The sequence below is a fragment of the Terriglobus albidus genome, from assembly GCF_025685425.1.
Taxonomy (GTDB): Bacteria; Acidobacteriota; Terriglobia; order Terriglobales; family Acidobacteriaceae; genus Terriglobus; species Terriglobus albidus.
Map to the genome: position 1 here is coordinate 41,928 of NZ_JAGTAS010000029.1, position 22,421 is coordinate 64,348.

General features: G+C 58.8%; 20 protein-coding genes. 12 read left to right on the forward strand and 8 right to left on the reverse strand.

The window, feature by feature from the left end; genetic code table 11:
* Positions 1-95: 95 nt before the first annotated feature.
* Together OHL21_RS05705 and OHL21_RS05710 are read left to right on the forward strand one after the other, a co-directional pair.
* Positions 96-1,067, forward strand: a complete 972-nt coding sequence (locus tag OHL21_RS05705; protein WP_263416283.1) for a HEAT repeat domain-containing protein — start codon at positions 96-98, stop codon at positions 1,065-1,067.
* 8 nt (positions 1,068-1,075) lie between these two features.
* Positions 1,076-2,065, forward strand: coding sequence for a PDZ domain-containing protein (locus OHL21_RS05710; protein WP_263416284.1), 990 nt, complete (start codon positions 1,076-1,078; stop codon positions 2,063-2,065).
* Between the two features lie 332 nt (positions 2,066-2,397).
* Here OHL21_RS05710 and OHL21_RS05715 read toward each other — a convergent pair whose 3' ends face one another.
* The gene (locus OHL21_RS05715; RefSeq protein ID WP_263416285.1) at positions 2,398-3,840 is read right to left on the reverse strand and encodes a hypothetical protein; all 1,443 of its coding nucleotides are present in this window, start codon (positions 3,838-3,840) and stop codon (positions 2,398-2,400) included.
* A gap of 145 nt (positions 3,841-3,985) precedes the next feature.
* On the opposite strand from OHL21_RS05715, the gene OHL21_RS05720 reads away from it, so the two are divergent.
* Together OHL21_RS05720 and OHL21_RS05725 are read left to right on the forward strand one after the other, a co-directional pair.
* Positions 3,986-5,035: a radical SAM protein gene (locus tag OHL21_RS05720; RefSeq protein ID WP_263416286.1), complete on the forward strand. Its 1,050-nt coding sequence runs from the start codon at positions 3,986-3,988 to the stop codon at positions 5,033-5,035.
* Between the two features lie 108 nt (positions 5,036-5,143).
* Positions 5,144-5,293, forward strand: coding sequence for a hypothetical protein (locus OHL21_RS05725; RefSeq protein WP_187143281.1), 150 nt, complete (start codon positions 5,144-5,146; stop codon positions 5,291-5,293).
* Positions 5,294-5,792: 499 nt separating this feature from the next.
* Here the strand turns inward: OHL21_RS05725 and OHL21_RS05730 are convergent, their stop codons facing one another.
* On the reverse strand, positions 5,793-6,440 hold the full coding sequence (locus tag OHL21_RS05730; RefSeq protein WP_263416287.1) for a dihydrofolate reductase family protein: 648 nt from the start codon (positions 6,438-6,440) through the stop codon (positions 5,793-5,795).
* Between the two features lie 111 nt (positions 6,441-6,551).
* Between OHL21_RS05730 and OHL21_RS05735 the strand changes: the two genes are divergently transcribed.
* Entirely contained in the window at positions 6,552-7,472 is a 921-nt protein-coding gene (locus tag OHL21_RS05735; RefSeq protein ID WP_263416288.1) for an amidohydrolase family protein, read from the forward strand.
* A 109-nt stretch (positions 7,473-7,581) separates the two neighbouring features.
* Positions 7,582-7,770: a hypothetical protein gene (locus OHL21_RS05740; RefSeq protein ID WP_263416289.1), complete on the forward strand. Its 189-nt coding sequence runs from the start codon at positions 7,582-7,584 to the stop codon at positions 7,768-7,770.
* Between the two features lie 56 nt (positions 7,771-7,826).
* Here the strand turns inward: OHL21_RS05740 and OHL21_RS05745 are convergent, their stop codons facing one another.
* A complete protein-coding gene (locus OHL21_RS05745; protein ID WP_263416290.1) occupies positions 7,827-8,501 on the reverse strand; it encodes a DsbA family protein in 675 nt (224 codons plus the stop codon).
* Between the two features lie 131 nt (positions 8,502-8,632).
* On the opposite strand from OHL21_RS05745, the gene OHL21_RS05750 reads away from it, so the two are divergent.
* Entirely contained in the window at positions 8,633-10,120 is a 1,488-nt protein-coding gene (locus OHL21_RS05750) for a TolC family protein (protein ID WP_263416291.1), read from the forward strand.
* A 431-nt stretch (positions 10,121-10,551) separates the two neighbouring features.
* Here OHL21_RS05750 and OHL21_RS05755 read toward each other — a convergent pair whose 3' ends face one another.
* Both OHL21_RS05755 and OHL21_RS05760 read right to left on the reverse strand, forming a co-directional pair.
* Positions 10,552-11,292 carry a hypothetical protein gene (locus OHL21_RS05755; protein ID WP_263416292.1) on the reverse strand — a complete coding sequence of 247 codons (741 nt, stop codon included), beginning with the start codon at positions 11,290-11,292 and terminating at the stop codon, positions 10,552-10,554.
* Positions 11,293-11,360: 68 nt separating this feature from the next.
* Positions 11,361-12,674, reverse strand: coding sequence for an MFS transporter (locus OHL21_RS05760; protein WP_263416293.1), 1,314 nt, complete (start codon positions 12,672-12,674; stop codon positions 11,361-11,363).
* A 196-nt stretch (positions 12,675-12,870) separates the two neighbouring features.
* Here OHL21_RS05760 and ggt point away from each other — a divergent pair, with 196 nt between their 5' ends.
* Positions 12,871-14,640, forward strand: coding sequence for a gamma-glutamyltransferase (ggt, locus tag OHL21_RS05765; protein WP_317889961.1), 1,770 nt, complete (start codon positions 12,871-12,873; stop codon positions 14,638-14,640).
* Positions 14,641-14,778: 138 nt separating this feature from the next.
* Here the strand turns inward: ggt and OHL21_RS05770 are convergent, their stop codons facing one another.
* The 3 genes from OHL21_RS05770 to OHL21_RS05780 all read right to left on the reverse strand — a co-directional run bounded on the left by OHL21_RS05770 (position 14,779) and on the right by OHL21_RS05780 (position 17,297).
* The gene (locus tag OHL21_RS05770) at positions 14,779-15,678 is read right to left on the reverse strand and encodes a haloalkane dehalogenase (protein ID WP_263416294.1); all 900 of its coding nucleotides are present in this window, start codon (positions 15,676-15,678) and stop codon (positions 14,779-14,781) included.
* Positions 15,675-16,262, reverse strand: a complete 588-nt coding sequence (locus OHL21_RS05775; RefSeq protein WP_263416295.1) for a TetR/AcrR family transcriptional regulator — start codon at positions 16,260-16,262, stop codon at positions 15,675-15,677. Before OHL21_RS05775 ends, OHL21_RS05770 begins: the two co-directional genes overlap by 4 nt.
* Positions 16,263-16,454: 192 nt before the next feature.
* Entirely contained in the window at positions 16,455-17,297 is an 843-nt protein-coding gene (locus tag OHL21_RS05780; RefSeq protein ID WP_263416296.1) for an SGNH/GDSL hydrolase family protein, read from the reverse strand.
* A 126-nt stretch (positions 17,298-17,423) separates the two neighbouring features.
* Here OHL21_RS05780 and OHL21_RS05785 point away from each other — a divergent pair, with 126 nt between their 5' ends.
* The 4 genes from OHL21_RS05785 (at position 17,424) to OHL21_RS05800 (ending at position 21,901) form a co-directional block, all read left to right on the forward strand.
* Positions 17,424-18,248: a sugar phosphate isomerase/epimerase family protein gene (locus OHL21_RS05785; RefSeq protein WP_263416297.1), complete on the forward strand. Its 825-nt coding sequence runs from the start codon at positions 17,424-17,426 to the stop codon at positions 18,246-18,248.
* Between the two features lie 268 nt (positions 18,249-18,516).
* The gene (gene asnS, locus OHL21_RS05790) at positions 18,517-19,863 is read left to right on the forward strand and encodes an asparagine--tRNA ligase (protein WP_263416298.1); all 1,347 of its coding nucleotides are present in this window, start codon (positions 18,517-18,519) and stop codon (positions 19,861-19,863) included.
* A 17-nt stretch (positions 19,864-19,880) separates the two neighbouring features.
* Positions 19,881-20,303, forward strand: coding sequence for a cupin domain-containing protein (locus OHL21_RS05795; RefSeq protein ID WP_263416299.1), 423 nt, complete (start codon positions 19,881-19,883; stop codon positions 20,301-20,303).
* Positions 20,304-20,731: 428 nt separating this feature from the next.
* On the forward strand, positions 20,732-21,901 hold the full coding sequence (locus OHL21_RS05800; protein WP_263416300.1) for a D-alanine--D-alanine ligase family protein: 1,170 nt from the start codon (positions 20,732-20,734) through the stop codon (positions 21,899-21,901).
* Positions 21,902-22,421 lie beyond the last annotated feature (520 nt).

The window sequence follows — 22,421 nt, forward strand, 5'->3', positions numbered from 1 at the left end:
GTACCCAAGCGGACGCACGGCTGAGCCATTGAGACGATCCGCAGAAAAGTAGTTGAGCAGTAAAGATTTTTTGAGGCTGGTAGAGGTAGAACGCAATGAAGTGCGAATCGGTACAACTCGAGGTCGTGCTGCTGGCATACGGCGAGCTGGCAGACGATCGAATCCCGGAACTGGATGAGCATCTCGCAGGCTGTGAGGCTTGCCGGCAGGAGCTTGAGTCGTTGACGGCGATGCAGGATACGCTGGCCGGCTTTGAGCTTGCTGAGCCCTCGCCTAACTTGCTGGCACAGGCACGTGTAAAGCTGGATGAGGCCCTGGACGCTGAACCCGCCCCGGGCCTTCTGGCGCGTCTGCGCATTCTGGTGATGGGCAGCCTGCATCATGTAAAGGCGGCTCCGGCGCTGGCGGCCTTGTTGGTAGGCGTAGGATTTCTCGGCGGCTCGGCCATCAGCCGCTATCAGGCCGCGAACGCTCCCAAGGCCACCCCGCCGGTATTGATGCAGCACTCGGCCGACTCCACGATCGCCAATATCAGCTCCATTGTGCAGACGCCCGACTCCAAGCTGGTGCAGGTCAACTACAACCGCGTGGTGCCGGAGACGGCTCAGGGTACGCTGGACGATCCGCAGATCAAACAGTTGCTTCTGATGGGCGCCAAGAACGGCATCAGCAACGATGTCCGCGACTCCTCGGTAGCGTTGCTGGCCGAGGGATGCAAGGCCGGGCACATCTGCGACGAAGATGACCAGACCAAGCGTGGATCGTCTGTCCGCGATACCCTGCTGGTCAGCCTGCGCTATGACCAGGACAGCAAGGTCCGCCTGAACGCCCTGCACGGGCTGCAGCGTTACCTGGTTACCGACCAGCGGGTCCGCGATGCGGTGCTGGAGTCGATCATGAACGACCACGACCCGGACGTCCGCATGCAGGCCATCAATATGCTGGAGCCGGTGCAGGCGGATTCTTCCGTGCGACAGGTCTTGCATACGGTATCCACTACGGACGACAATCCGTATATTCGGAACGCATCGATGAACGCTCTTGAGAGTGTCAGCCAGATCCAGTAATCACCTTGATGACGAGCACGCTGGCCGTCTCGTCGAACTGGTGTGAGGAAGAAGTTTGTACTGCCATGAAGTACTCGCCGGCGCATAGAATCTCTCGCCTGACGCTCGTTGCCGTTGCTCTGGCAACCGGCCTCTGCACAGCCACAACCCATGCGCAAGAGTGGGAGCAGCAGCCCACCTGGAGGATTGTTCTGATCTCCGGCAGCCGCTCCGCGCAGGGCTATCTCGGTGTGGACTTTCACGATCTCTCGCAGGACCAGGTCGCATCGCTGAAGCTGAGGGACACGCGCGGCGTCGAGGTGGTGATGATCGACCACGACGGTCCGGCCTGTAAGGCAGGCCTGCGGGAACATGATGTGATTCTGCAGATGGACGGTCAGGCAATCGACAGCGAAGACCAGCTGCGCCGCATCCTGCATGAGTCGTCACCGGGGCGCAGAATCTCCCTTCTGGTGAGCCGTGATGGGCAGCAGCAGACCTACCAGGTAACGCTGGCGAATCGCAGCGAGATTGAGCGCAAGGCCTGGAGCCAGCACTTCGTGGTTCCGGACCCTGCGATCGATTCCGCCGCCTCCTCGCGCCGGGAGGAGAGCTCTATCGCTCGTCTCGGGGACAAGCTGCTTCCCAGCCCCTCGGTCATCTTTGGCCTGCCCCGGATCGGCGTTACGCTTGATCCCATGGAACCGCAGCTTGCCGAGTTCTTCGGGTCCCCGAACGGCAAGGGCCTATTGGTGCGTACCGTAGAGCCGAACAGCGCTGCCGACCGCGCCGGCATGAAGGCGGGCGACGTAGTGCTGAAGGTCAACGGCGTTGCCGTGGCCACACGCAACGACTGGCTGCGGGCGCTGCACGATGGCAAGTCCAAGCCGGTTACAGTAACCATCCTGCGCGAGAAGCGGGAACAGAACCTGACTGTCCATCTCGAGGATAAGAAGAAGGGCGAGATAGACGACGATCAGGATCGCCGCCACGCCATGTTGTTTCAGTTTGTGTTGTAGAGAATTCTTCCAACACAGTCAGATGTTCATGGTGGGAGCAGCGGGCTTCAGCCCTGGGCTGTTTTTCTTCTTCATAAGAAAGGCCCAGGGCTAAAAGCCCAATTAATTTGATGCTGATTGACCGTGGCCTAAAGGCTGCCTAAAGGCCACGGCTCCCACCGTATTCGAGCTTCGCTCGAACGTCCCATGTCCCGGGTGGGACATGGGGTGCATGGGTTGTCTCGAGCCCATCGGTACTAGTCCGAATCCCACCCATCGTTTCACGATGGATCGGGCACGCAGTTCTGTGGCGGTCCAACCTAGCAACCAGGAACTAGCAACCAGCAACTGTCTTACAACACTGACATAAAGTTCACCAGGTCCTGCTTCTCCTGCTCGGTGAAGTGGGCGTTGAATCGTTTGTTGTAGAAGTCGACTACCTCTTGCAGGTTCTTCGCTGTACCCGCAGTGAAGTACGGCGCCCGTGCGGGCAGGCCGCGAAGCTGCTGCATGACGAAGGAGCCGACATCGGCGCACTTGCCGGTGACCAGGGCGCGGCCTGGGTCGTTGGTATAGATCACGCGTCCGAGATACGGGTGCGGCGTCGCATCGGCGGTGCAGGTGATCTTGAAGAGCGGCAGTTCGGGCCGGTCTCCGATCCATGCCTTGATGCTGGTGCCGATGTCGGCCCATGCTCCTTGATTGCTGACTCCGGTAAAGCGCTCGCTGTGGCAGGTGGCGCAGGTGCCGTCCATCGCCTTGTGCCCGCTTACGTGTTCCAGATTGGCGGTTTCACCGATGTGGAAGGTGCGCGTGGAGAAGGTGCGGCTGCCGCGAAGGACTGATTCGCGGAAGAGATCGCGCGGGGCAGTGCTCGCGGGGTGCCGGTAGGGCCAGTCGTCGATGGCAAGAAAGCGGGCGAGGTTGCGGTCGACGACGGCGTGCAGATCATCCGGATGGGTGCGGCTCATCGTCCACGGCCCGAGGACATCGGCTGAGCCGACCTCGGTGAGGTCGCCTCCGGTCTCGTCACGGCTTTGGGCAACAAAGAGCTGCTCTTCAAATTCGACGATCTGGCGCAGGTCCTCTCGGGAGAGGTTGCCGCTGCCCTGTTCGTGCATGCGGACAGCATCAATGGCCTGCTGCTCCAGTGTGGTGGCGCGGCTGTCGGCGGTGAAGGCTCCGGCGGTCAGGAAGCGGAAGTTGCCCACGATGCGAGGGCGGCGATAAACAGAGATCGTTGGCTTCGCGGAGTGAAGGCCATAGACCGGATCGGTGTTGCACCCGGTGGGGTCGCGCAACACTTCGATGGTGAACTCCGGCTTTACGCCTGCGGCGGGCCAGGGTTCATAGATACGGAAGAGACCATGCTCCAACAGCAGTGAGTGCGAGCTCTTTTCTTTTTGCGGCAAACTTGGGCAATTGGATCCGTCGACCGCGGCGAAGACAGCGTCCGATCCGTGGGTCTGCTGCCAGCGCTCGTTTAGCCGTTCCAGGTTGACGCTCATCGCGGCCGAGGGCTGGTGGCAGGTGATGCAGGCGCGGTCATTGTTCCCCAGTTTGGAGAAGAAGGCATGGTCGCGAGTGCCCATATTGCCGCCGGTGTTGTAGACAAGGATATCGCCGGTGGAATCGCGAAACAGGGCCGCCAGCGGCATCTTTTCGCCGGTATTGGACTCCCACCAGATGGGCGAGCCGCCATATCCCTGGGCCAGCAGGGCAACGACAGGAACAGCCACGGCCGCCGCGGCCAGAAGGGCGCGGTTGCGGATCCGACGAACGAAGGTCTTCTTCATAAAGCGATTCCTCACTGAGGGAGAGATCGGCACAGATGACCCGGTACAGATTGTGAATGGGTGGTTTCAGTATGCCATCGGATTTGCATCGGATGTACCCAAAAGGGGTTCCGAAGAGGGCAAAGGGTAAAATAAAGCAGTCACCATGACGCAGTCCGCTATCCAGAAGACTCCGCGGCCCATGCCGCTTCGCCGCCGCGTAAGGGGCGCTGTGCGCCGCATGCGCGAATTGGGCTCTATTGCCCATGCTCTGCTCTCCACCGGGCATCCATATATGGCGCAGATTGTGCCGATGCGCCGCTGCAACCTGGCCTGCGCCTACTGCAACGAGTACGACGATCACTCGAAGCCGGTGCCGCTGGATGAGATGCTTCGCCGTATCGACGATCTTGGCCGCCTGGGCACCTCGGTGATTACGATCTCCGGTGGTGAGCCGTTGCTGCATCCGGAGCTGGACCAGATCATTGCGCGTATCCGCAGGACCGGCGCCATCGCCGGCATGATCACCAATGGTTATCTGCTGAACGCCGAGCGGATCCAGCGTCTGAACAAGGCGGGTCTGGATCACATGCAGATCTCGATCGACAATGTCATGCCCGACGAGGTCTCCAAGAAGTCGCTTAAGGTGCTGGACCAGCGCCTGGTATGGCTTGCCGAGCATGCTGACTTCCACGTGAACATCAACTCCGTGGTCGGCGGCGGTATCCAGAATCCGCAGGATGCTTACACCATCTCGCAGCGTGCCCTGGGACTGGGTTTCAGCTCGACCATCGGCATCATCCACGACGGTGACGGACAGTTGAAGCCGCTGGGCGGCGAAGAGCGCAAGGTGTGGGATGCGGTTCGAAAGCTGACGCGCCGCAGCTACTCGCGCTTCAATCACTTCCAGGAAGCGATTGCGAACGGTAAGACCAACGACTGGCGCTGCCGCGCCGGCGGACGCTATCTCTACGTCTGCGAGAACGGCCTGGTGCATTACTGCAGCCAGCAGCGCGGCTTCCCCGCGACGCCGCTATCGCAGTACACCACAGCGGATGTAAAGCGCGAGTTCCTGACGGAGAAGACCTGCAGCCCGAGCTGCACGATCAGTTGTGTGCACCAGGTCAGCTATATCGACCATTGGCGCGCACCGCAGACCAGCCAGACCAGTCCCGGTGCTTCGGCAGGTCATGGTGAGTTGGTGCAGATCCAGTAACGGCTTTAGTGGTATCGCGAAGAACGCTCCCTTCAGGGAGCGTTCTTCTTTTTGCTCCTTGGTGTGAGAAGGCTTCCCTTCGTAGGACATGCTGCATCCAACGCGGTTATGATCCGTAAACTCAAATCCGGCGAATTCCGTATCTACAGCCGCCACGCCGATAAGAAGACGGGCAAGCGTAAAAATCTGGGTACGTTCTCAAGTCGCGAGGCGGCGGAGAAGCACGAGCGAGCGATCCAGTTTTTTAAGCATCACTAGGTGAGGCGGAATTCCTAAGTTTGTCATCCTGAGCGTTTCGGGGTCCCCAGCGAACTTGTTCGCGGGGGTGATTAGCGAAGGACCGGCTGTTCTCTTCTTTGGCGAAGACAAAGCAGATCGAGCACAGCTCGATCTGCTTTGCTTAAGGGGACGGCTTTCAGCCGTCCCGTAATGACATCAGCAAAGAAGGCGGCTTTTAGCCGCTGAGGGCAGGCTTTTCAGCTCAAGTACCTCAGCGGCTAAAGCCGCGAATCTTTCAAGCACTGTTTTGGCACGGCTGAAGCCGTGCCCTTAAGCAAGACAATCGCGCCAAGCGCGATACTCGTTTCTTCGCGGGAGACCGCGAAGAAACGATTCCAAGCAGATTTCTCGCCCCAGCCAGCAAAGCTGGTCAGGGATCCCGAACTCTGCGAAATGACAAAAGAAACTATTCGAGCTGCGCTCGAATATCCCACCCATCGCGTTGCGATGGGGCACCCGGTGTTTGCGTGAATGGACTTTATTGCTTCTCCAGCACGAGGTGTGTCGCCTTTTCGGTGACGACCTTCTCCGTTATCGAGAAGCCGAGCGATGGTAGATCGATGCCATGGAAGAGCGGTTCGCCTTTGCCGAGGAAGACGGGCGATACCGCAAGATGAATCGAGTCGACGTGTCCGGCCCGTAAGTATTCACGCACGGTGGAGACGCCTCCGCCGATCTTCACGTCTTTATCCTTTGCAGCGGCCTTGGCGCGTTGCAGCGCCTCGTCAATGCCGCCGGTAACGAAGAAGAATGTTGTGCCACCTTCCATTACAAGCGGTGGCCGCTCATAGTGTGTCAGCACAAAGGTCGGTGCGTGATATGGCGGGTTCGGTCCCCACCAGCCTTTCCATGAGTCATCGGGCCACGGACCACGGACAGGGCCGAACATGTTGCGGCCAAGGATGAAGGCTCCGAAGTTATCCATCGCGCGATGGGCGAAGCTGTCGTCCACATCCGTGGAGCCGCCGCCGTCATCGCTATGCATCGCCTTGAAGGTTCTGGTGTGAAAGAACCACTGAAAGATCTCAAACCCGCCCTTGCCCAATGGATCGTTGAGACTCTGTTCCGGCCCTGCACTAAAGCCATCGATGGACACTCCAAAACCCGCGACACGAACCTTCGACATCAGCCCTCCTTGTTCCCGCACCATGCTATCCGATGCGACTCTGGAGGCGTGAGATGCAGACATTGCAGGCCTGAGCGGCGCAGGATTATTGTGGCTGTGCCAGGAGGAAGCATGCGTTACAGCCGCCGGGCCTTTCTTACAAATGCAGTTGCGGCAATCATGGCAGGCGCTGTTCTTCCTGTGATGGCGGAGGACACGCCGCAGACCGTCGGGCCGCAGGCCATCGACTCCCACGTGCATGTCTGGGTGAAGGATCCGCGGTTTCCTTTTGCCGAAGGAGCCAATGTTCCTGAGGGCATTGACGCCTCGGTGGAGACACTGCTGCGGCGCATGGAGGCCAACCAGGTGGCGCGCACAGTGCTGATCCAGGTGATTCATTACAAGTGGGACAACCGCTATCTCGTGGATTGCCTCAGGCGGTTTCCCGGAAAGTTTGCCGGAGTGTGTCGCGTTAATCCGGAGGCCCGGGATGCCTCGGACCAGTTGATTTACTGGACCTCACAGGGCTGCGACGGTGTGCGATTGAGTCCCGCCGCCGATGACTCCGGTGATTGGATTCGCAAACCGCAAATGTATGCGTTGTGGGGGCAGTGTCAACGGCTGCACGTACCGATGACTTTGTTGTTGCCGGCTTCACGCCTGCCGGATGTGCGTCCGTTGATCGACCATCATCAGGACCTCACGGTCGTGATCGACCACATGGCTGACTGTCCCATCGGGGACACAGCTTCGCTTGCAAAGCTATTGGATCTGGCACGTTATCCGCGTGTTTTCGTTAAGATCACCCATCTGTGGTCGCTCTCGCGGCAGAGCTATCCGTTCCGTGACAGCTATGAGATGGTGGCGCGGGTACGCGATGCCTTCGGATCGCAGCGCATTATGGGAGGTACCGACTGGCCTATCAAGACAGAGCTTGCAAGCTACGAGCAACGGCTGGCGCTCTATCGCGAAGAGATCCCGTTTTTCAATGCAGACGAGCGGAAAGATGTTCTCTATCGCACAGTACAACGCGTCTGGCCATCAAGCCGCTAACTGGGTTTTGCCTGCTCCGGCACGATTTGCGCGCGTCTTTATGTACTTCGTATACTTTCGATCCGAGAATGAGGGTCGATACATTCTCGGGGGCTCCATGAGGTCACCGGTGTTGAAGACGGGTTACGGCAATCGCATCTTCCTGATGTTTGCTGACCGGCGGCGTAAGTTCGACGAAGAGGCGTTTCCGGCGAAAGAAGGGGCCGTATGGCCGATCGTGATTGCGGCTCTGTTTGTCTTCGGCGCCGGCGTTATTTTCTTCACCCTTCTCAGCTTTTTCCGACACACGCTCCGATAAAAGCAACGAAGAAAGGCCGCCCGGGGCGGCCTTTTCTCTCGATTATTGGGTGAAGACTACTTTTTCGCGATCTTCTTAGTTTCGGTACTGCTGCTGCCGGCCTGCGCCTTGGCGTTCTGGATGGCAGGCTCAATCTGTTCAAAGTCCGAGATCTGCTGAAAGGCCTTGTCGGTTACTACCCAGATGGTTGGGGTCTGGTTGATGCCGATGCGGTCGCCCAGTGCGCGGTCGGCCTTGACCTCGTTGGCCAGCTCACCCTGCGGGTCGACGACAAAGGGAAGCTGCTGTTTGCGGTCGGCCAGGAACTTCTGGGTCGCCCGCAGCAGATCGTCTTTGCTGGCGATCATGTTCTGGTTCTGGAAGATGGCCAGGCGGTATTGGTCGGCGATGTTCTTGCCGTTGGGAAGCTTGTCCTGCATGTAACGGGCGTAGACGGCGGCGTCAAAGCTCCAGATATGCGCTCCGCCCAGGGGAAAGTCCTTCATGACGACGGGGACGCCGTATTTCATGCTCAGCTCGTGCACCAGGGGGTAGGCACGGGAGCAGGCCGGGCATTCCAGGTCGACAAACTCCCAGATGGCTACTTTGGCGCCGGCCGGGGGCTTCAGCATGGAGGTGTCTTTGAAGGTCGTCGAGGGCGCCTGGCCGCTGACAAACTGGGCGACTGCTGGTACGGCGGCGGCAGTGGCGGTGAGGGCAAGGGCGAGCAGGAGCTTGGGTGTACGCATCATAATGGGTTGATTAAAGGACGTCGCCGGGCAGCCGGGGCGAGCAAGCTGATTTTACTCGTTTTTCCCGCCGGGAGAATTTTGCGCAACCGTCCCCAGGCGGAGACAATCTAACAACAGACGAACGCCTGAAGATGACTCGACTTACGCGCGCCATACGATCGGTTTCTGCTGCCCTCCCCCTCGCTGCTTCGCTCGTTCTGGCGCAGGATACGACCACCATTCCGCCGATCTCGAACCTTCCGGACGCCCCCTCTGCCGCGCAGATCAAATTGGATGGTGTGCCCATCAGCGTAGCCACCTCCGAGGTCCGGCGATTGACGCTGGATGAGGCCATCCAGCTCGGCATGGAGCACAATGTACAGCTCATTGTGGCGCGGCAGCAGCAGCGTTCGCTCCACGGGCAGGTGGGCACGGCGTTGCAGGCCATTACTCCAAATATGTCCATTCAGGGGACGGCGAACCGGGCAGAGATCAGCCTGGCGGCTCTGGGTTTCAGCCCCACCAAGTCTGGACGACTGTTGAGCACCTTCGGTATTCCGGCTTCGGCGATTCCAAATATCGTGAAGGTCGATACCGTCACGGCACAGGTCAACCTGCAGCAGTACCTGTTCAATATGCCGGCCATCGAGATCTACCGTGCCGCTAAATCGCAGCAGCAGGTCGCCGAACTGAATACGGCCACGGTTCGCGGCGATGTGGTGCTCCAGGTGGGAACCACCTATCTCAGCATCCTGGCGGATGCGGCCAATGTCGCCAATAATCAGGCTCTGCTGAAGCAGGAAGAAGAGGTTCTGCGGCAGGCGCAGGCACAGCATGATGCCGGCGTCGGGACCAATCTCGATGTGCTGCGGGCGCGATCGCAGTTTCAGCAGCAGCAACAGGCGCTGATCAGCGCTGAGAATGCGCTGGCCAAGGACAAGATTTCGCTGAATCGCCTGATCGGCCTGCCGGCAAACCAGTCGATTGAGCTGACCGACATCGTTCCCTACTCCGAGCTTGCGCAGATGGCTCTTCCGGATGCCAAGAACCTTGCCTATCAGCGGCGGAAGGACTTTCTCCGCCTGCAGGCTCAGATCCGCGTCTACGAGCGCCAGCGCCGCGCGATCACCTATGAGCGTCTTCCTGCCCTGAGCTTCGAGGGCAACTACGGCGTCACCGGCGGCTATATTCCGAATGCGGCTACCAGCGGCCTGTATCACGGCACCTTCAGCGCCATGGCGAAGCTGGATGTGCCGATCTTTGCCGAGTCTCGCTTCAGGGGCGATCGCCAGGTGGCTGATGCTCAGCTGGAGTCATTGCGGAACCAGATCGCCGACCTTCGCGTGGGCATTGATCAGCAGCTTCGTTCCGCGATGCTGGATGTGACCTCCACCTCGGAGCGGGTGAAGGTCGCAGGATCGAATGTCGACCTGGCCAGCCAGGCGCTGAGAGACACCATTGACCGCTACCAGGCCGGCGTGGACGACAACCTGCCGGTGGTGCAGGCCGAGGCCCAGCTTGCCGCCGCCCAGTCGCAGTATGTGACAGCAAATTTCCAGTACAACCAGGCAAAGCTGCAGCTCGCACGCAACACCGGTGTTGTGGAGACGCAGTACAAGACTTATCTGGGGCGGAATTAGGGCCTATCGATAAATTCGATAGACCCCATGCATTGGTGCCTATGTCCCTCAGGGACACCACCCCAACGAACACGTTCGTTGGAGACCCGGACATGGGCTCGGCCTTTTTTCCCGATGCAAAATTCTTTAGCTTGTACGAACATAACCCTTCCGAGATGTCGACAAATTCGCATCGAGTTAAGAGTTATAGAGCGGGCCTTCAGCCCTTCGATATTTTGTGGGCACCGAAACCTGGGGCGTTGCCCCAGGCTGGTATGGAACGCGCCTTCAGCGCTTTCCTGCCGGGTATCTTTTTGTTTGTCATTTCGGAGCGTAGCGGAGAAATCCGCTTTTCTACCGATAGTTACTCTAGCCGGGTGCCCCACCCTCGCAACGCTAGGGTGGGTTAGGAATACCCTAAATTCCCAACCAAAACACAAAACAAAAAAAAGCTATTTTGAAGGTTCGATCTTCGTCGCCTTGTCGTTGACGAAGGTTACGTCGTAGGGCTTATCCAGGTTGTAGTAATGCACTGTGCGGTCGCCCTTTTTCTGACTTCCGCTCTGGCTCACCTGTCCCAGGGCCATCATCATCATGTTCTCGCTCATGCCGAGTTTGGCCTCGTGCTTGTCGATCGCTGCCCAGTTCTCCGCTCCCCAGTGCTTGTAGAGCGTGTGCGGATCGTCATAGAAGAACATCTCGTCCAGATAGAAGGTGTACTGGCCGTTCTCGATATAGCCGACAGTTGCGGCATAGGTCTCTTTCTCCTCCGGCTTGGAGAAGACCGCCATGATGGCCGTGCTATCGGCAGGGATGCGCTGGGTTGCGATCACGCTCTTAGGCGGACGCTGCGTAATCATGTCCTTGATGTCCATGGGCTGCGCGCCCAGCAGCGTGCCGGCCTTCTTACTCCATTGCACCTGTTTGCCGGCATAAGGGAAGTACTCCATCTGGCCACCGGCGGAGATCCAGACGCGTTTGCCGATCAGGTCTTTCGCGTCCTTCATGGTGCTGGGGTAGAGGTGCTTCAGGTGCACCATGTCATCGTCGGTCAGCTTCCACTCAAAAGTAGGCTTTTCTACGACTGCGGTTGCGGCCTGGTGGCGCTGATAGGCGATCATGCCCAGGCGGCCTCCGACAACGAGGACAACGGCAACGGTACAGCCAATAGCAATCTTCTTCCCGGTCTCCATGCCAAGAAGCTTACTAGAGCCTTTCCTCTGTTGCTGGAATCCCGAAGCGCCACCAGCAGGAAAAGGCTCTATTCCACGGGCTCGGCTGCCGTCTGCATCTCGTTGGCGGAGAGCAGTGTCTCGGACGACAACTGATCGACATCGCGCAGCGGCTTGAAGAGAATGCTCCACAGCGCGGTGACAGTGACTGACAGAATGCCGCCGACGACCACCGCGCGCACAGCTCCCAACCACTGCGCTGTCAGGCCGGACTCGAACTCGCCGAACTCGTTCGACGCTCCGAGAAAGAGCCAGTTCACCGCGCTGACACGTCCCCGCATCTCCGGCGGTGTGGCCATCTGCAACAGAGACGAGCGGACGACGACGCTGACCATATCGCTCGCTCCCACAATCGCAAGCGCCGCCAGCGAGAGCCACAGCGACTTCGAAAGGCCGAAGAGAATCGTGGCCACGCCGTAGATGCCAACGCAGGTCAGCATCTTCTTCCCTGCATCGTGGCGGATCGGCTTGACAGTCAGCAGCAGCGAGACGGTAAGCGCGCCAACGGAAGGCGCGGCGCGCAGCATACCCAGGCCCGCAGGGCCGGCGTGCAGAATCTCCTGCGCGAAGATCGGCATCAGCGAGACAGCGCCGCCCAGCAACACGGCGAAGAGATCCAGTGAGATGGAGCCAAGCAGCAGCTTCTTGTACCAGAGGTAGTGCAGACCGGCCAGCACCGTCTTGAGGCTTACGTTCTCCCGTCTGGCGGGCGCGCCCTGGGGCTTGACCATGCTGATCAGAATGACGAAGGCGGTGAGTCCCGCGATGGTGAAGCAATAGACAAGGGGTGCTCCACGCAGAAAGGCGAGCGAGCCGCTGAGAGGCAGAGTGAACAGAATGCCGCCCAGGGCCGGTCCGGCGACATTGGCGATCTGGAAGAAGGTCGCGCCCCAGGTGACGGCGTTGAAGAAGTCATCCCTGGGCACGAGTTGCGGCACCAGGGCGGAACTGGCGGGTCCGCTGAAGGCGCGGCCTGTACCAATCAGGAAGAGGATGCCGTAGATATACAGCACATTCCTGGTGCCGGACAGCGCTACCCACAGCAGCGCCGCGGTGCAGACCGCCTGCAGGATGTAGCAGATGCGGATGATGTTGCGCCGGTCATACCGGTCGGCGACATGGCCCGCGAAGAGAGCGAAGAAGATTCCGGGAAGAAAGAGCGCCAGGCCGGTGTAGCCAAGATCGATGGCACGGTGTGTGATCTGGTAAACCTGCCAGGCTACAGCGATGGTCTGTGCTTCGGCGCCCAGGATTCCCACCAGGCGGGCTGACTGGTAAAAGCGAAAATTGCGCGAACGAAAGGCGCTGGCTGCCGATCCCAGCCGTTGGGAAGAGTCTGACATTACAGTCCTAATGCTTTCATATCGGCCCCATGGCCGTCATGCCGGTGATGTTTTTGCGATATGTCGTAGGACGGACGAGGCGAGGAAATAGTACGCACCGTATCTGCTGCAGTATCTTCCTTCGCAAGGTCACGGGGTTTGTGAATAGAAGATTTATGCTGGTGACATCCGTACCGCCAATAAGGAGCAATGCCCGTTGACTTGCCGGTCGATCGCTGCCGCCGTATCTCTGTTTTCGCTCGCTCTTCCCTTTGAGGTTGTTGCAATGCAGGCGCAGTCACCGGAGCCGGTGCGCGCCCGCCACGGCATGGTGGTCAGCATTCACCACGATGCCTCAGATGCCGGTTTAGAGATGCTGAAACAGGGCGGAAATGCCGTGGATGCGGCCGTGGCTGTCGGCTTCGCTCTGGCGGTTGTGTACCCGCAGGCGGGCAATATCGGCGGTGGCGGCTTTATGCTCATCCGCGATAAGCATGGCAAGACGCACTTCCTTGACTACCGCGAGAAGGCGCCTGCGGCGGCCTCGGCCAATATGTATCTCGACGAGAAGGGCAATGTCATTCCGCGCATGTCGATCACCGGTTACAAGGCCAGCGGCGTGCCGGGGACGGTTGCCGGACTTACCTATGCGGAACAGCACTTCGGCAAGCTCGGACTTGCGAAGATCATGGCGCCTGCCATCCGTCTCGCGGAAGAAGGCTTCACCTTTACCGACGAGGAAGTGAACACGCTGCATAGCGCCAATCTGGCGAAGTTTCCCACATCGCATCGTATCTACCAGCGCGACGGCGACTTCTATAAGGCCGGTGAAGTCTTCAAACAGCCGGAGCTGGCGGCGACGCTGCGCCGCATCGTTGCCGATCCCACCGAGTTCTATAAGGGCAAAATGGCGCGGCAGATCGCCGACTTCGAGGCAAAGAACGGTGGCCTCATCACCGTCGCCGATCTGGCTGCCTACGAAGTGAAAGATCGTAAGCCCATCGAGGGTGACTATCACGGCTATCACATCATCACTTCGCCGCCGCCGAGCTCAGGCGGTATTGTGCTGCTGGAGTCGCTGGGCATCCTGACCGGCTATAACCTGCCCAAGTTTGGTGCGGACCGCAGCGCGGCGCAGGTGAACCTGATTACTGAAGCGTTTCGCCGCGCCTTCATGGACCGCGGCGATTATCTCGGCGATCCCGACTTCATGAAGATGCCGCTGAAGGAGATGGCTAATCCGAAGTATCACGAGGCCTGGCGTAAGACCATCACGGTCGGCAAGCCCACGCCTTCGAAGGATCTGGTTCGTCCCGCAGGTATCATGCCTCCCGCACCGACAGTTCCTCCGGCAAAGGAGTCGACCGAGACCACGCATTTTTCTGTGATGGATGCGGATGGCATGGCGGTGGCCAATACTTACACACTGAACTTTCTGTTCGGCTCTTCAGTGACCGTCGACGGCCTGGGCTTTCTGCTCAACGATGAGATGGATGACTTCGCCTCCAAGATGGGCGTGCCCAACGGCTTCGGACTGATCCAAGGACCGGCCAACGCAATCGCCCCCGGCAAACGGCCTCTTTCGGCCATGACACCTACCATCGTGACGACGAAGAATCACTGGTATCGCAAAGGGAAGGTGCGTTTCGTGCTGGGCTCGCCCGGCGGCCCTACCATCATCTCGACGGTGGCCAACAACATCATCTCCATCCTTGACAACCATCTCGACGTACAGCAGGCGGCAGACGCGCCGCGCTTCCATCACCAGTACCTTCCTGATGAGCTAAGTGTGGAAAAGAAGTTCCCGCTCGATGTGGTGGAGCAGTTGAAGGCGACGGGATATACCATCAAACGCTCCGGCGAGTTCGACGAGAAGAATCCAGGTGTCTGGGGAGATAGCGAGTTGATTGCTGTCGATCCCAAGACTGGAGAACTCCTGGGCGGACACGATAACCGGCGGAAGTTTGGAAAAGCAGCGGGATATTGAGAAAAGTTAAAAGTTAAAAGTTGCAAGTTAAAGGGGTTAAGGCATGGATAGCAAGAACTTTGTTCTTCACCCATGCCTCGCTTTTTCGTTTGGGGTCGCAACGCATTCTGCCTCGCCCATGCGTTAACGTTTTAACTTTTAACTTGCAACTTTTAACTCCTCAATCCATTCCTTGATATTCGCTCCAATCACATCCGGATGATCTTCCTGCAGGTAGTGAAGGCCCGAACGAAGCTGTACGACCTCACAGTTCTTCAGGTTCTTCGTGAAGCTTTCTGCGAATGCGGGCGAGATCAACGCTCCTGGATTGCCCACGAACAGCAGCTTCGGGTAGGTGGATGCGGCGAGTGCGCGGTGTGCTTCCTCCAGCGTGGTGTACACATCGCTGGGAGTCCCTGCGATGGGCAACTCGTTGGGAAACCGCCAAGTGGGACGGCGCGATTCCGGCGTCGGAAATGGAGCGCGGTAGACCGCCATCTCTTCCTGGGTGAGCTTTCGTGCGGTCGCTGCCGGAAGTATGCCTTCAACGAAGATATTGCTCTCGAGGATCATCGCTTCGCCCACGCCAGGTGTTCTGAAGCGTTGGAAGGTTTCGATCTGTGCAGGATGGAAATCGTTCCATGTGGGCATGGGGCGGATGAACTCCATGAACGCAAGTCCACGCACAAGCTCCGGCCTGCGTGCTGCCAGGTGAAAGGCGAGTGCGGTGCCCCAGTCCTGCGCGACGAGATATGCCGATGTGATGTTCATCCGTTCGAGAAAGGCATCGAGGTAACGGACATGATCTGCGAACCGATACTCAATCGCCGGCTTGCCGGATTGTCCGAAGCCGATCAGGTCCGGCGCGATGCAATGCGCGACCGGAGCCACGAGCGGAAGGATGTTGCGCCAGATGTAGGACGACGTTGGATTTCCATGCAGAAACAGCGCCACTGGCGCGCCCAGAGTTCCTGCTTCAGAGGTTCCTGCTTCGCGGTAAGCCATGGTCGAGTCCAGAACCTCGACCTGAGACAACAGCACATCATTCAGTACGCTCATCGTTGCCCCTTGAACACGGTTTGAAAGATGATCTTGCGAAAACGTTCCAGTGCGGCCGGTCCCCGCTCGACTTTCATGCGAAGGATGGCTCCTTCCCATGAGGAGAGAAGGAACTCAGCCAGATCTACGGGGTCAAAGGTGTTGCCAATCTCGCCGGTCGCCTGCGCTTCGGCGATGCAGGCGGCGAACGGCTCGCGCCATTCCTCGAAGATCTCCTCCAGCCGCTGACGCAGGCGTTTGCTGTGCGTGACCGTTTCCAGGCTGAAATCGCCGATCAGGCATCCACGGCCCCATTTATCCGCAGCCAATACATCGCTGATGATCTCCAGGTAACGCTCCAGCCGCCGGCGCGGTGAAAGTGTCCGGTCGCCGAGCGATCGCTGGATATGTCCCTGCAGGTTCTCGAAGTACCGGTCGAGAACCTCCTGGGCAAAGGCCTCTTTTGAGCGGAAGTGATTGGTGAACGAGCCATGCGGAGCTCCGGCCGCTTCACAGATGTCGCGGACCGACGCGCCCTGATATCCCGACTTGAACATTACCTTCAGGCCGGCCTTGAGAATGTCTTCACGAAGAGAAGGTCGCATGACAACTCAATACGATTGTGCGTATTGAGTTGTCAAGATTGAAAGTTAAAAGTTGCAAGTTAAAGCGTTAAGGCATGGGCAGCGAAACTCTGTTCCTTACCCATGCCTTGCTTTATCGTTTGCCAGATGAGTGATCGTGTTCGTCTCACCCATGCGTTAACGCTTCAACTTTTAACTTTCAACTTTTAACTCTTACTTTAAGGCTTTCTCCACCGCTGCCTGCGCCAAGGGTTCCATCACCGCATACCCGGCATCATTGGGGTGCACGGTCTTATCGGCAGCCAGATCTTCCTTCATGCCGCCTTCGTTGTCGACCAGCGCGGGATAGTAGTTCAGGAAGGTGAGTTTTTCTTTTGCGCAGTACTGTTCGATCCACTGGTTCAGTGTGCGGATCGTCTCGGCCGGCTGTACGTCAGGGTTCCAGTTGAACTTCTTCGCCGGCAGAACGCTGGCCAGCACTACACGGATGTTGTTTGCTTTGGCGATGGCCTCCATGCTGGTGATGTTGTCCTGGACCATCTGCAGGTTTTCCGGGCCGGTATTGCCGGCGACGTCATTGGTGCCAGCAAGAATGACAACGGCGACGGGTTTCAGGTGAACGACATCCTGCTGGAAGCGGATGAGCATTTGCTGTGTCGTCTGCCCGCTGATACCGCGGTTGATCCAGGGTTTACCGGGAAAGAACTTTCCCGCGCGGCGTCCCCAGGCGTCGGTAATGGAATCGCCGTAGAAGACCACCCGCTTCTCGCCCGGAGCGGGAGGCGCGAGCTTGGCATTCTCGTCACGATAGCGGCCGAGCTGGGCGAAGTCCAGAACACGCCCCTGCAGGCCGGCGACCGTCTTTTCGGTAGGCATCGAGATCTGGTCGGGTACCTGCACTTTTTGTACCGCGACCGGCGCAGGTGTTGCCGGAGCGGCGGCTTCGGCAGGTTTTACCACCTGCTGTTCCGGTACCGGGTTCTGTTCACTTGCCGGAGCCTGGCACCAGGCCACACCTACACTCAATCCAAGGGCGATTACAGCAACGCGGCGCATCCGATTCCCTCCACGATTCACCATTCAATCATGTCGTACGGGCAAGGTGGTTCTGCCGAGGTGAATCATGAACCAAACAAACCACTTTTGCGCAACCTTGGGTAGCCTATATCGTCAAATGTTCGGATGATTAGGGCCATTTCCACACACGTTTTTCTGGAGCAGCGGCTCCATCCTGGTCTCCTTGACGCCCTCGCGTCCGGGGGAGCAGAGGCTATTGAGATCTTCGCCGCGCGCCATCACTTTGATTACACAGACCGTTCCGCCACCCGCGAGTTGGCTAACTGGTTCCGTTCGAACAACGTACTGGCCACGCTGCATCAGCCATTGCACGATCGCGCCCACTGGTCCCGCGACCTGTCGCAGACGGTCAATCTGATCGATCCGGACAAGTCCAAACGGATCGAGGCCATGGACGAGATCAAGCGCTCGCTGGAGTCGGCTGACTTCATTCCGTTCGAGTCGATCGTTCTGCACCTCGGGCAGAAGGGCGACACCTGGTCGCCGCGTGCCCTGGAGAACTCTCTGACGGCTATCGAACATATCAAGGCTTTTGCCGGCCCGCTCGGAATCAAGACACTGATCGAGACGCTGGACAATGACGTCACTTCGCCGGAGCACCTCTTAGAGATTCTGCACGTCGGCCACTTCGATACCGTAAACATCTGTGTCGACCTGGGGCACTGTCATCTGCGTCCCAACGGCGTGGAAGAGGCTCTGACTCTGTTGGCGACGCGTATCCGCGAACTGCATCTGCACGACAACAACGGTACCCGCGATGAGCACCTGTGGCCCGGTGCCGGTGGAATCGACTGGAAGAAGGCTGCTGAGCTCATCGCCACTCTTCCACAGACGCCCATCGGCGTCCTGGAGATCACCCACGAGCTGCACGAGACTGCCGAGACAGCGTCACAGAAGGCCGTAGAGGCCTGGAAGCTCCTTGGAGTTTAGGACGGAGCCCATACACCGGGTGCCCCATGCCCGGGGTCCCCAAGGAACTTGTTCTTTGGGGGGCCCTCGGGGACCTGGGTATTCGAGCGAAGCTCGAACCGTCTTTTTGGGGCTGGGTCCATAGCAAAATTCCTCGCAAATATCCCACCCATCGCTATGCGATGGATGGGGCACCCAGTTTCGGGTCAGTTGAGATTCTGAGGTCATTTTGACTTCCGGAGTAGGTCAGGCGATAAGCCCGACCTACGGGGCTAGAATGGAATCCGCAATGAGTGATTCCGCAGTCTCCGCCGCCCCCCTCGCTACTATCGCCTCGCTTGCCCAGCACGAAGGCCAGACCGTCACCCTGCGCGGGTGGCTCTACAACCTTCGCGAGAGCGGCAAGCTGCTCTTTCCAATCTTCCGTGACGGCACCGGCACCATCCAGGGCATTGTGCCTAAGGCAGCTGTGCCGGAAGAGGTCTTCACGACCATCAAAAACCTGACGCAGGAGTCATCGGTGGTGGTCACCGGCAAAGTACGGGCGGACAAGCGCGCTCCCTCGGGCTTCGAACTGGATGTCGAAAACATTGAGGTCATCCATCGCATTCCCGAGGAGACGCCCTTCCCCATCTCGCTGAAGGAACACGGTGTCGACTTCCTGATGGAGCACCGCCACCTCTGGGTGCGCACGCCGCGGCAGTCGGCCATTCTGCGGATCCGCGCCACCATCATGCGCGCGGCGCAGGAGTACTTCGACACCAACGGTTTTATCCGCACCGATCCGCCCATCCTAACGCCGAACGCCTGCGAGGGCACCTCGGAGCTCTTCGAGATGGACTACTTCGACCAGGAAAAGGCCTATCTGACGCAGAGCGGCCAGCTCTACATCGAGGCCACAGCGCTGGCGCTGGGCAAGGTCTACAGCTTCGGCCCGACCTTCCGCGCGGAGAAGTCCAAGACCCGCCGCCACTTGACCGAGTTCTGGATGATCGAGCCTGAGGTTGCGTATCTGGAGCTCGATGGCCTGATGGAGCTGGCGGAGAACTTTGTCTCGCACATCGTGAAGCGCGTGCTCGAAGGCCATCAGGCCGATCTGAAGGTCCTGCAGCGTGATGTCGCGAAGCTGGAAGCCATCCAGGCTCCCTTCCCGAAGATCAGCTACGATGAGGCCCACGCCATGCTGGAAGAGGCGTACAAGAAGGGCGCTATCGAAAATCCCCATACCTATGGTGATGACTTTGGGTCTCCGGACGAGACCTACATCTCCAGTCAGTTCGATCGTCCGGTGATGGTGCATCGCTATCCGGCCGCAGTGAAAGCCTTCTACATGGAGCCGGACCCGAAGGACCCGACCAAGGCGCTGTGCCTGGATGTGCTGGCGCCTGAAGGCTACGGCGAGATCATCGGAGGCAGCCAGCGTGTTTCGAGCTATGAGCTGTTGAAGAGCCGTATCGAAGCCCACGACCTGCCACTCGAAGCCTTCCAGTGGTATCTGGATCTGCGCAAGTATGGCTCAGTGCCGCACGCCGGCTTCGGCATGGGGATTGAGCGTGTGGTGGCATGGGTCTGTGGTCTCGACCATGTGCGCGAGACCATCCCGTTTGCTCGTACGCTGAACAGGATTTACCCGTAATCAATCGAGGAGAAGAGATGGCAGCAACAAGCAAGGCTGGCCGCTTTGATACGGCTGCGATTGCAAGTGCATTTCCGAACGAGGCAGCATCTCTTCTCCTCGATCACTACATGACCGATGAGCCGGAGGCGAGCACGCGTATCTTCCGCGTCTACCGGCCAACGCCGCCTCACTTTCATAAGCTGAGCAACGAGCATCTCTACGTGATCTCAGGCCGCGGCACCTTCTGGATGGAGAGCCCGGAGCACAGCAGTGAATTCGGTCCGGGGACTTTCCTCGTCTTTAAGAAAGAAACGGTGCATGCGATGCCCGAGATCTTCGAAGGTCCGGTTGTCTTTCTCGCCATCGACACACCTCGCCGTGAGCCGACGGATATCCACTTCGTGAATCCCGAAGACGGCACACCGCAGAGCTTCATTCAGAGCAAAGACGCGTATTGAGCCACCTGACCGGGTGCCCCATATCTGCGTAGCAGATGTGGGAGTATCGCGCCTGCGGTGATCCGTCTTGCTTAAGGGCATGGCTTCAGCCATGCCGTACCAACGTGAGGAGAGATGCGGCTTCAGCCGCTGAGGTACATTTGGATTCCCATTGCCCTCAGGGGCTGAAAGCCCCACTATCGCGGGGGCTTCGACGGGACGGCTGAAAGCCGTCCCCTTAAGCAAGGCAATCGCGCAAAGCGCGATACCTTACACCAAGCCCCGGCGAATGAGTCCGCCCAGGACCCCAGCCTTCGCGGTAAAGCCTGTCAAGTTTCAGGACACCTTTCCGGTTTCTTTCGCGACATCCCTTCCCTACGGCGGTATCCCAACAGTTAACCTCCAGCCAGACTTCCTTCGCCTGCCGCCAAGCCGTACCCTCATAAGTGATGAAAAAGAAGCTTCGCGTCGGCGTTTTGTTCGGTGGCCGCAGTGGTGAGCATGAGGTCTCCCTGCGTTCTGCCGCTTCCATCCTGAAGGCTATGGACCCCAGGAAGTACGAGGTCGTGCCCATCGGCATTACCAAACAGGGCCAGTGGCTCAGCGGTGGAGGAGCGCAGGCTCTGCTGGAAGGTGAGACGGCGGTGCAGGAGTCTGACGCCGGCGTCACCATCATTCCGCCCGCGCCCAAGGTGAAGGTGGCGGCGAAGAAGGCCGGCAAGGGGCTTGCTCCGGCATCCGCAGCCAATTCGGACGCTCATGGGCTTGATGTGGTCTTTCCTGTCCTGCACGGCACCTTCGGCGAAGACGGGACCATTCAGGGGCTTTTTGAGCTGGCGGATATCGCCTACGTCGGTTCCGGTGTTCTGGGGTCATCGACCGGCATGGACAAGGATGCGATGAAGCGGATGTTCCTCGCCGAGGGGCTTCCCATTACGCCACATGTGACCGTGCTGCGCGGCGAGTGGAGTACTGATGCGAAGCGCGTCACTCGCAAGATCGAAAAGAAACTGCAGTATCCCGTTTTTGTGAAGCCTGCGAACCTGGGCTCGTCGGTGGGCATCAGCAAGGTGCATGACCGCAGCGAGCTGGCCGCAGCCATGGATCTTGCAGCTTCGTACGACCGCAAGATCGTCATCGAGGAAGGGGTCGGTGGAGCAGGTGTGAAGCCGCGCGAGCTTGAGGTTGCCGTTCTGGGCAATGATCTCCCGGAGGCCTCGGTGGTCGGCGAGATTGTCCCTGACCGTGAGTTTTATGACTATGAGTCGAAGTACGACTCCACCAGCACCTCGGAGCCGGTGATCCCGGCGAAGCTCACTAAAGGCGAAGCGAAGAAGATCCGCGAGATGGCGATTGCCGCCTTCCGCGCCTGCGATTGCGCCGGCCTGGCGCGCGTGGACTTCCTCATGGAGCCGGCGCTTAACGCCAAGGGAAAGAAGATCAAGAACCCCAAGATTGTGTTGAACGAGATCAACACCATGCCGGGCTTTACTTCGATCAGCATGTATCCCAAGCTGTGGGAGGCTACCGGTCTTACTTATCCGCAGTTGATCGATCGCCTGATCCAGCTGGCACTGGAACGCGAGCAGGAGAAGAAGCAGACGAACTTCAGCCGGTAGGTACTCTGTTGTCGATACTTCGTGGTTTCTCCGCAAACTATCGAGTATCGCGCTAAGCGCGATTGCCTTGCTTAAGGGGACGGCTTCAGCCGTCCCGTCAAAGCCTCCGCGATAATGGGGCTTCAGCCTCTGAGGGCAATGGGAATCCGAATGTACCTCAGCGGCTGAAGCCGCATGTCTTGCCACGTCTGTGCAGCCTGGGAGATAGGTAACAGTTTAGACCGGGCAGATGGGTAACAGATTAGACCGGGGAGAAACGATAACGGACTGACGGCCCGCTCTACAGCGGAAGAGAAGCAGATTTCTCCGTTCCCGTTGGTCCCTACGAAATGACAAACAAAGGCGGTTCGCGCGTAGCGCGAATCTCCCACATCTCGGCTATGCCGAGATGTGGATGGGATAAGGAAGAAGGCTTCAGCGAAGATCGAGATAGTAAGGGTTTCGAGGACCAGCTATCAGGAAGATCAGGAGAAGCCTTCTTATGCAGATTGTAGGTTGTGATTTCCATCCGCGGTGGCAG

Coding starts and splice junctions, on each gene's coding strand:
- OHL21_RS05705 (WP_263416283.1), top strand. CDS start 96: ATGAAGTGCGAATCGGTACAACTCGAGGTCGTGCTGCTGGCATACGGC.
- OHL21_RS05710 (WP_263416284.1), top strand. CDS start 1,076: ATGACGAGCACGCTGGCCGTCTCGTCGAACTGGTGTGAGGAAGAAGTT.
- OHL21_RS05715 (WP_263416285.1), bottom strand. CDS start 3,840: ATGAAGAAGACCTTCGTTCGTCGGATCCGCAACCGCGCCCTTCTGGCC.
- OHL21_RS05720 (WP_263416286.1), top strand. CDS start 3,986: ATGACGCAGTCCGCTATCCAGAAGACTCCGCGGCCCATGCCGCTTCGC.
- OHL21_RS05725 (WP_187143281.1), top strand. CDS start 5,144: ATGATCCGTAAACTCAAATCCGGCGAATTCCGTATCTACAGCCGCCAC.
- OHL21_RS05730 (WP_263416287.1), bottom strand. CDS start 6,440: ATGTCGAAGGTTCGTGTCGCGGGTTTTGGAGTGTCCATCGATGGCTTT.
- OHL21_RS05735 (WP_263416288.1), top strand. CDS start 6,552: ATGCGTTACAGCCGCCGGGCCTTTCTTACAAATGCAGTTGCGGCAATC.
- OHL21_RS05745 (WP_263416290.1), bottom strand. CDS start 8,501: ATGATGCGTACACCCAAGCTCCTGCTCGCCCTTGCCCTCACCGCCACT.
- OHL21_RS05750 (WP_263416291.1), top strand. CDS start 8,633: ATGACTCGACTTACGCGCGCCATACGATCGGTTTCTGCTGCCCTCCCC.
- OHL21_RS05755 (WP_263416292.1), bottom strand. CDS start 11,292: ATGGAGACCGGGAAGAAGATTGCTATTGGCTGTACCGTTGCCGTTGTC.
- OHL21_RS05760 (WP_263416293.1), bottom strand. CDS start 12,674: ATGTCAGACTCTTCCCAACGGCTGGGATCGGCAGCCAGCGCCTTTCGT.
- OHL21_RS05770 (WP_263416294.1), bottom strand. CDS start 15,678: ATGAGCGTACTGAATGATGTGCTGTTGTCTCAGGTCGAGGTTCTGGAC.
- OHL21_RS05775 (WP_263416295.1), bottom strand. CDS start 16,262: ATGCGACCTTCTCTTCGTGAAGACATTCTCAAGGCCGGCCTGAAGGTA.
- OHL21_RS05780 (WP_263416296.1), bottom strand. CDS start 17,297: ATGCGCCGCGTTGCTGTAATCGCCCTTGGATTGAGTGTAGGTGTGGCC.
- OHL21_RS05785 (WP_263416297.1), top strand. CDS start 17,424: ATGATTAGGGCCATTTCCACACACGTTTTTCTGGAGCAGCGGCTCCAT.
- asnS (WP_263416298.1), top strand. CDS start 18,517: ATGAGTGATTCCGCAGTCTCCGCCGCCCCCCTCGCTACTATCGCCTCG.
- OHL21_RS05795 (WP_263416299.1), top strand. CDS start 19,881: ATGGCAGCAACAAGCAAGGCTGGCCGCTTTGATACGGCTGCGATTGCA.
- OHL21_RS05800 (WP_263416300.1), top strand. CDS start 20,732: ATGAAAAAGAAGCTTCGCGTCGGCGTTTTGTTCGGTGGCCGCAGTGGT.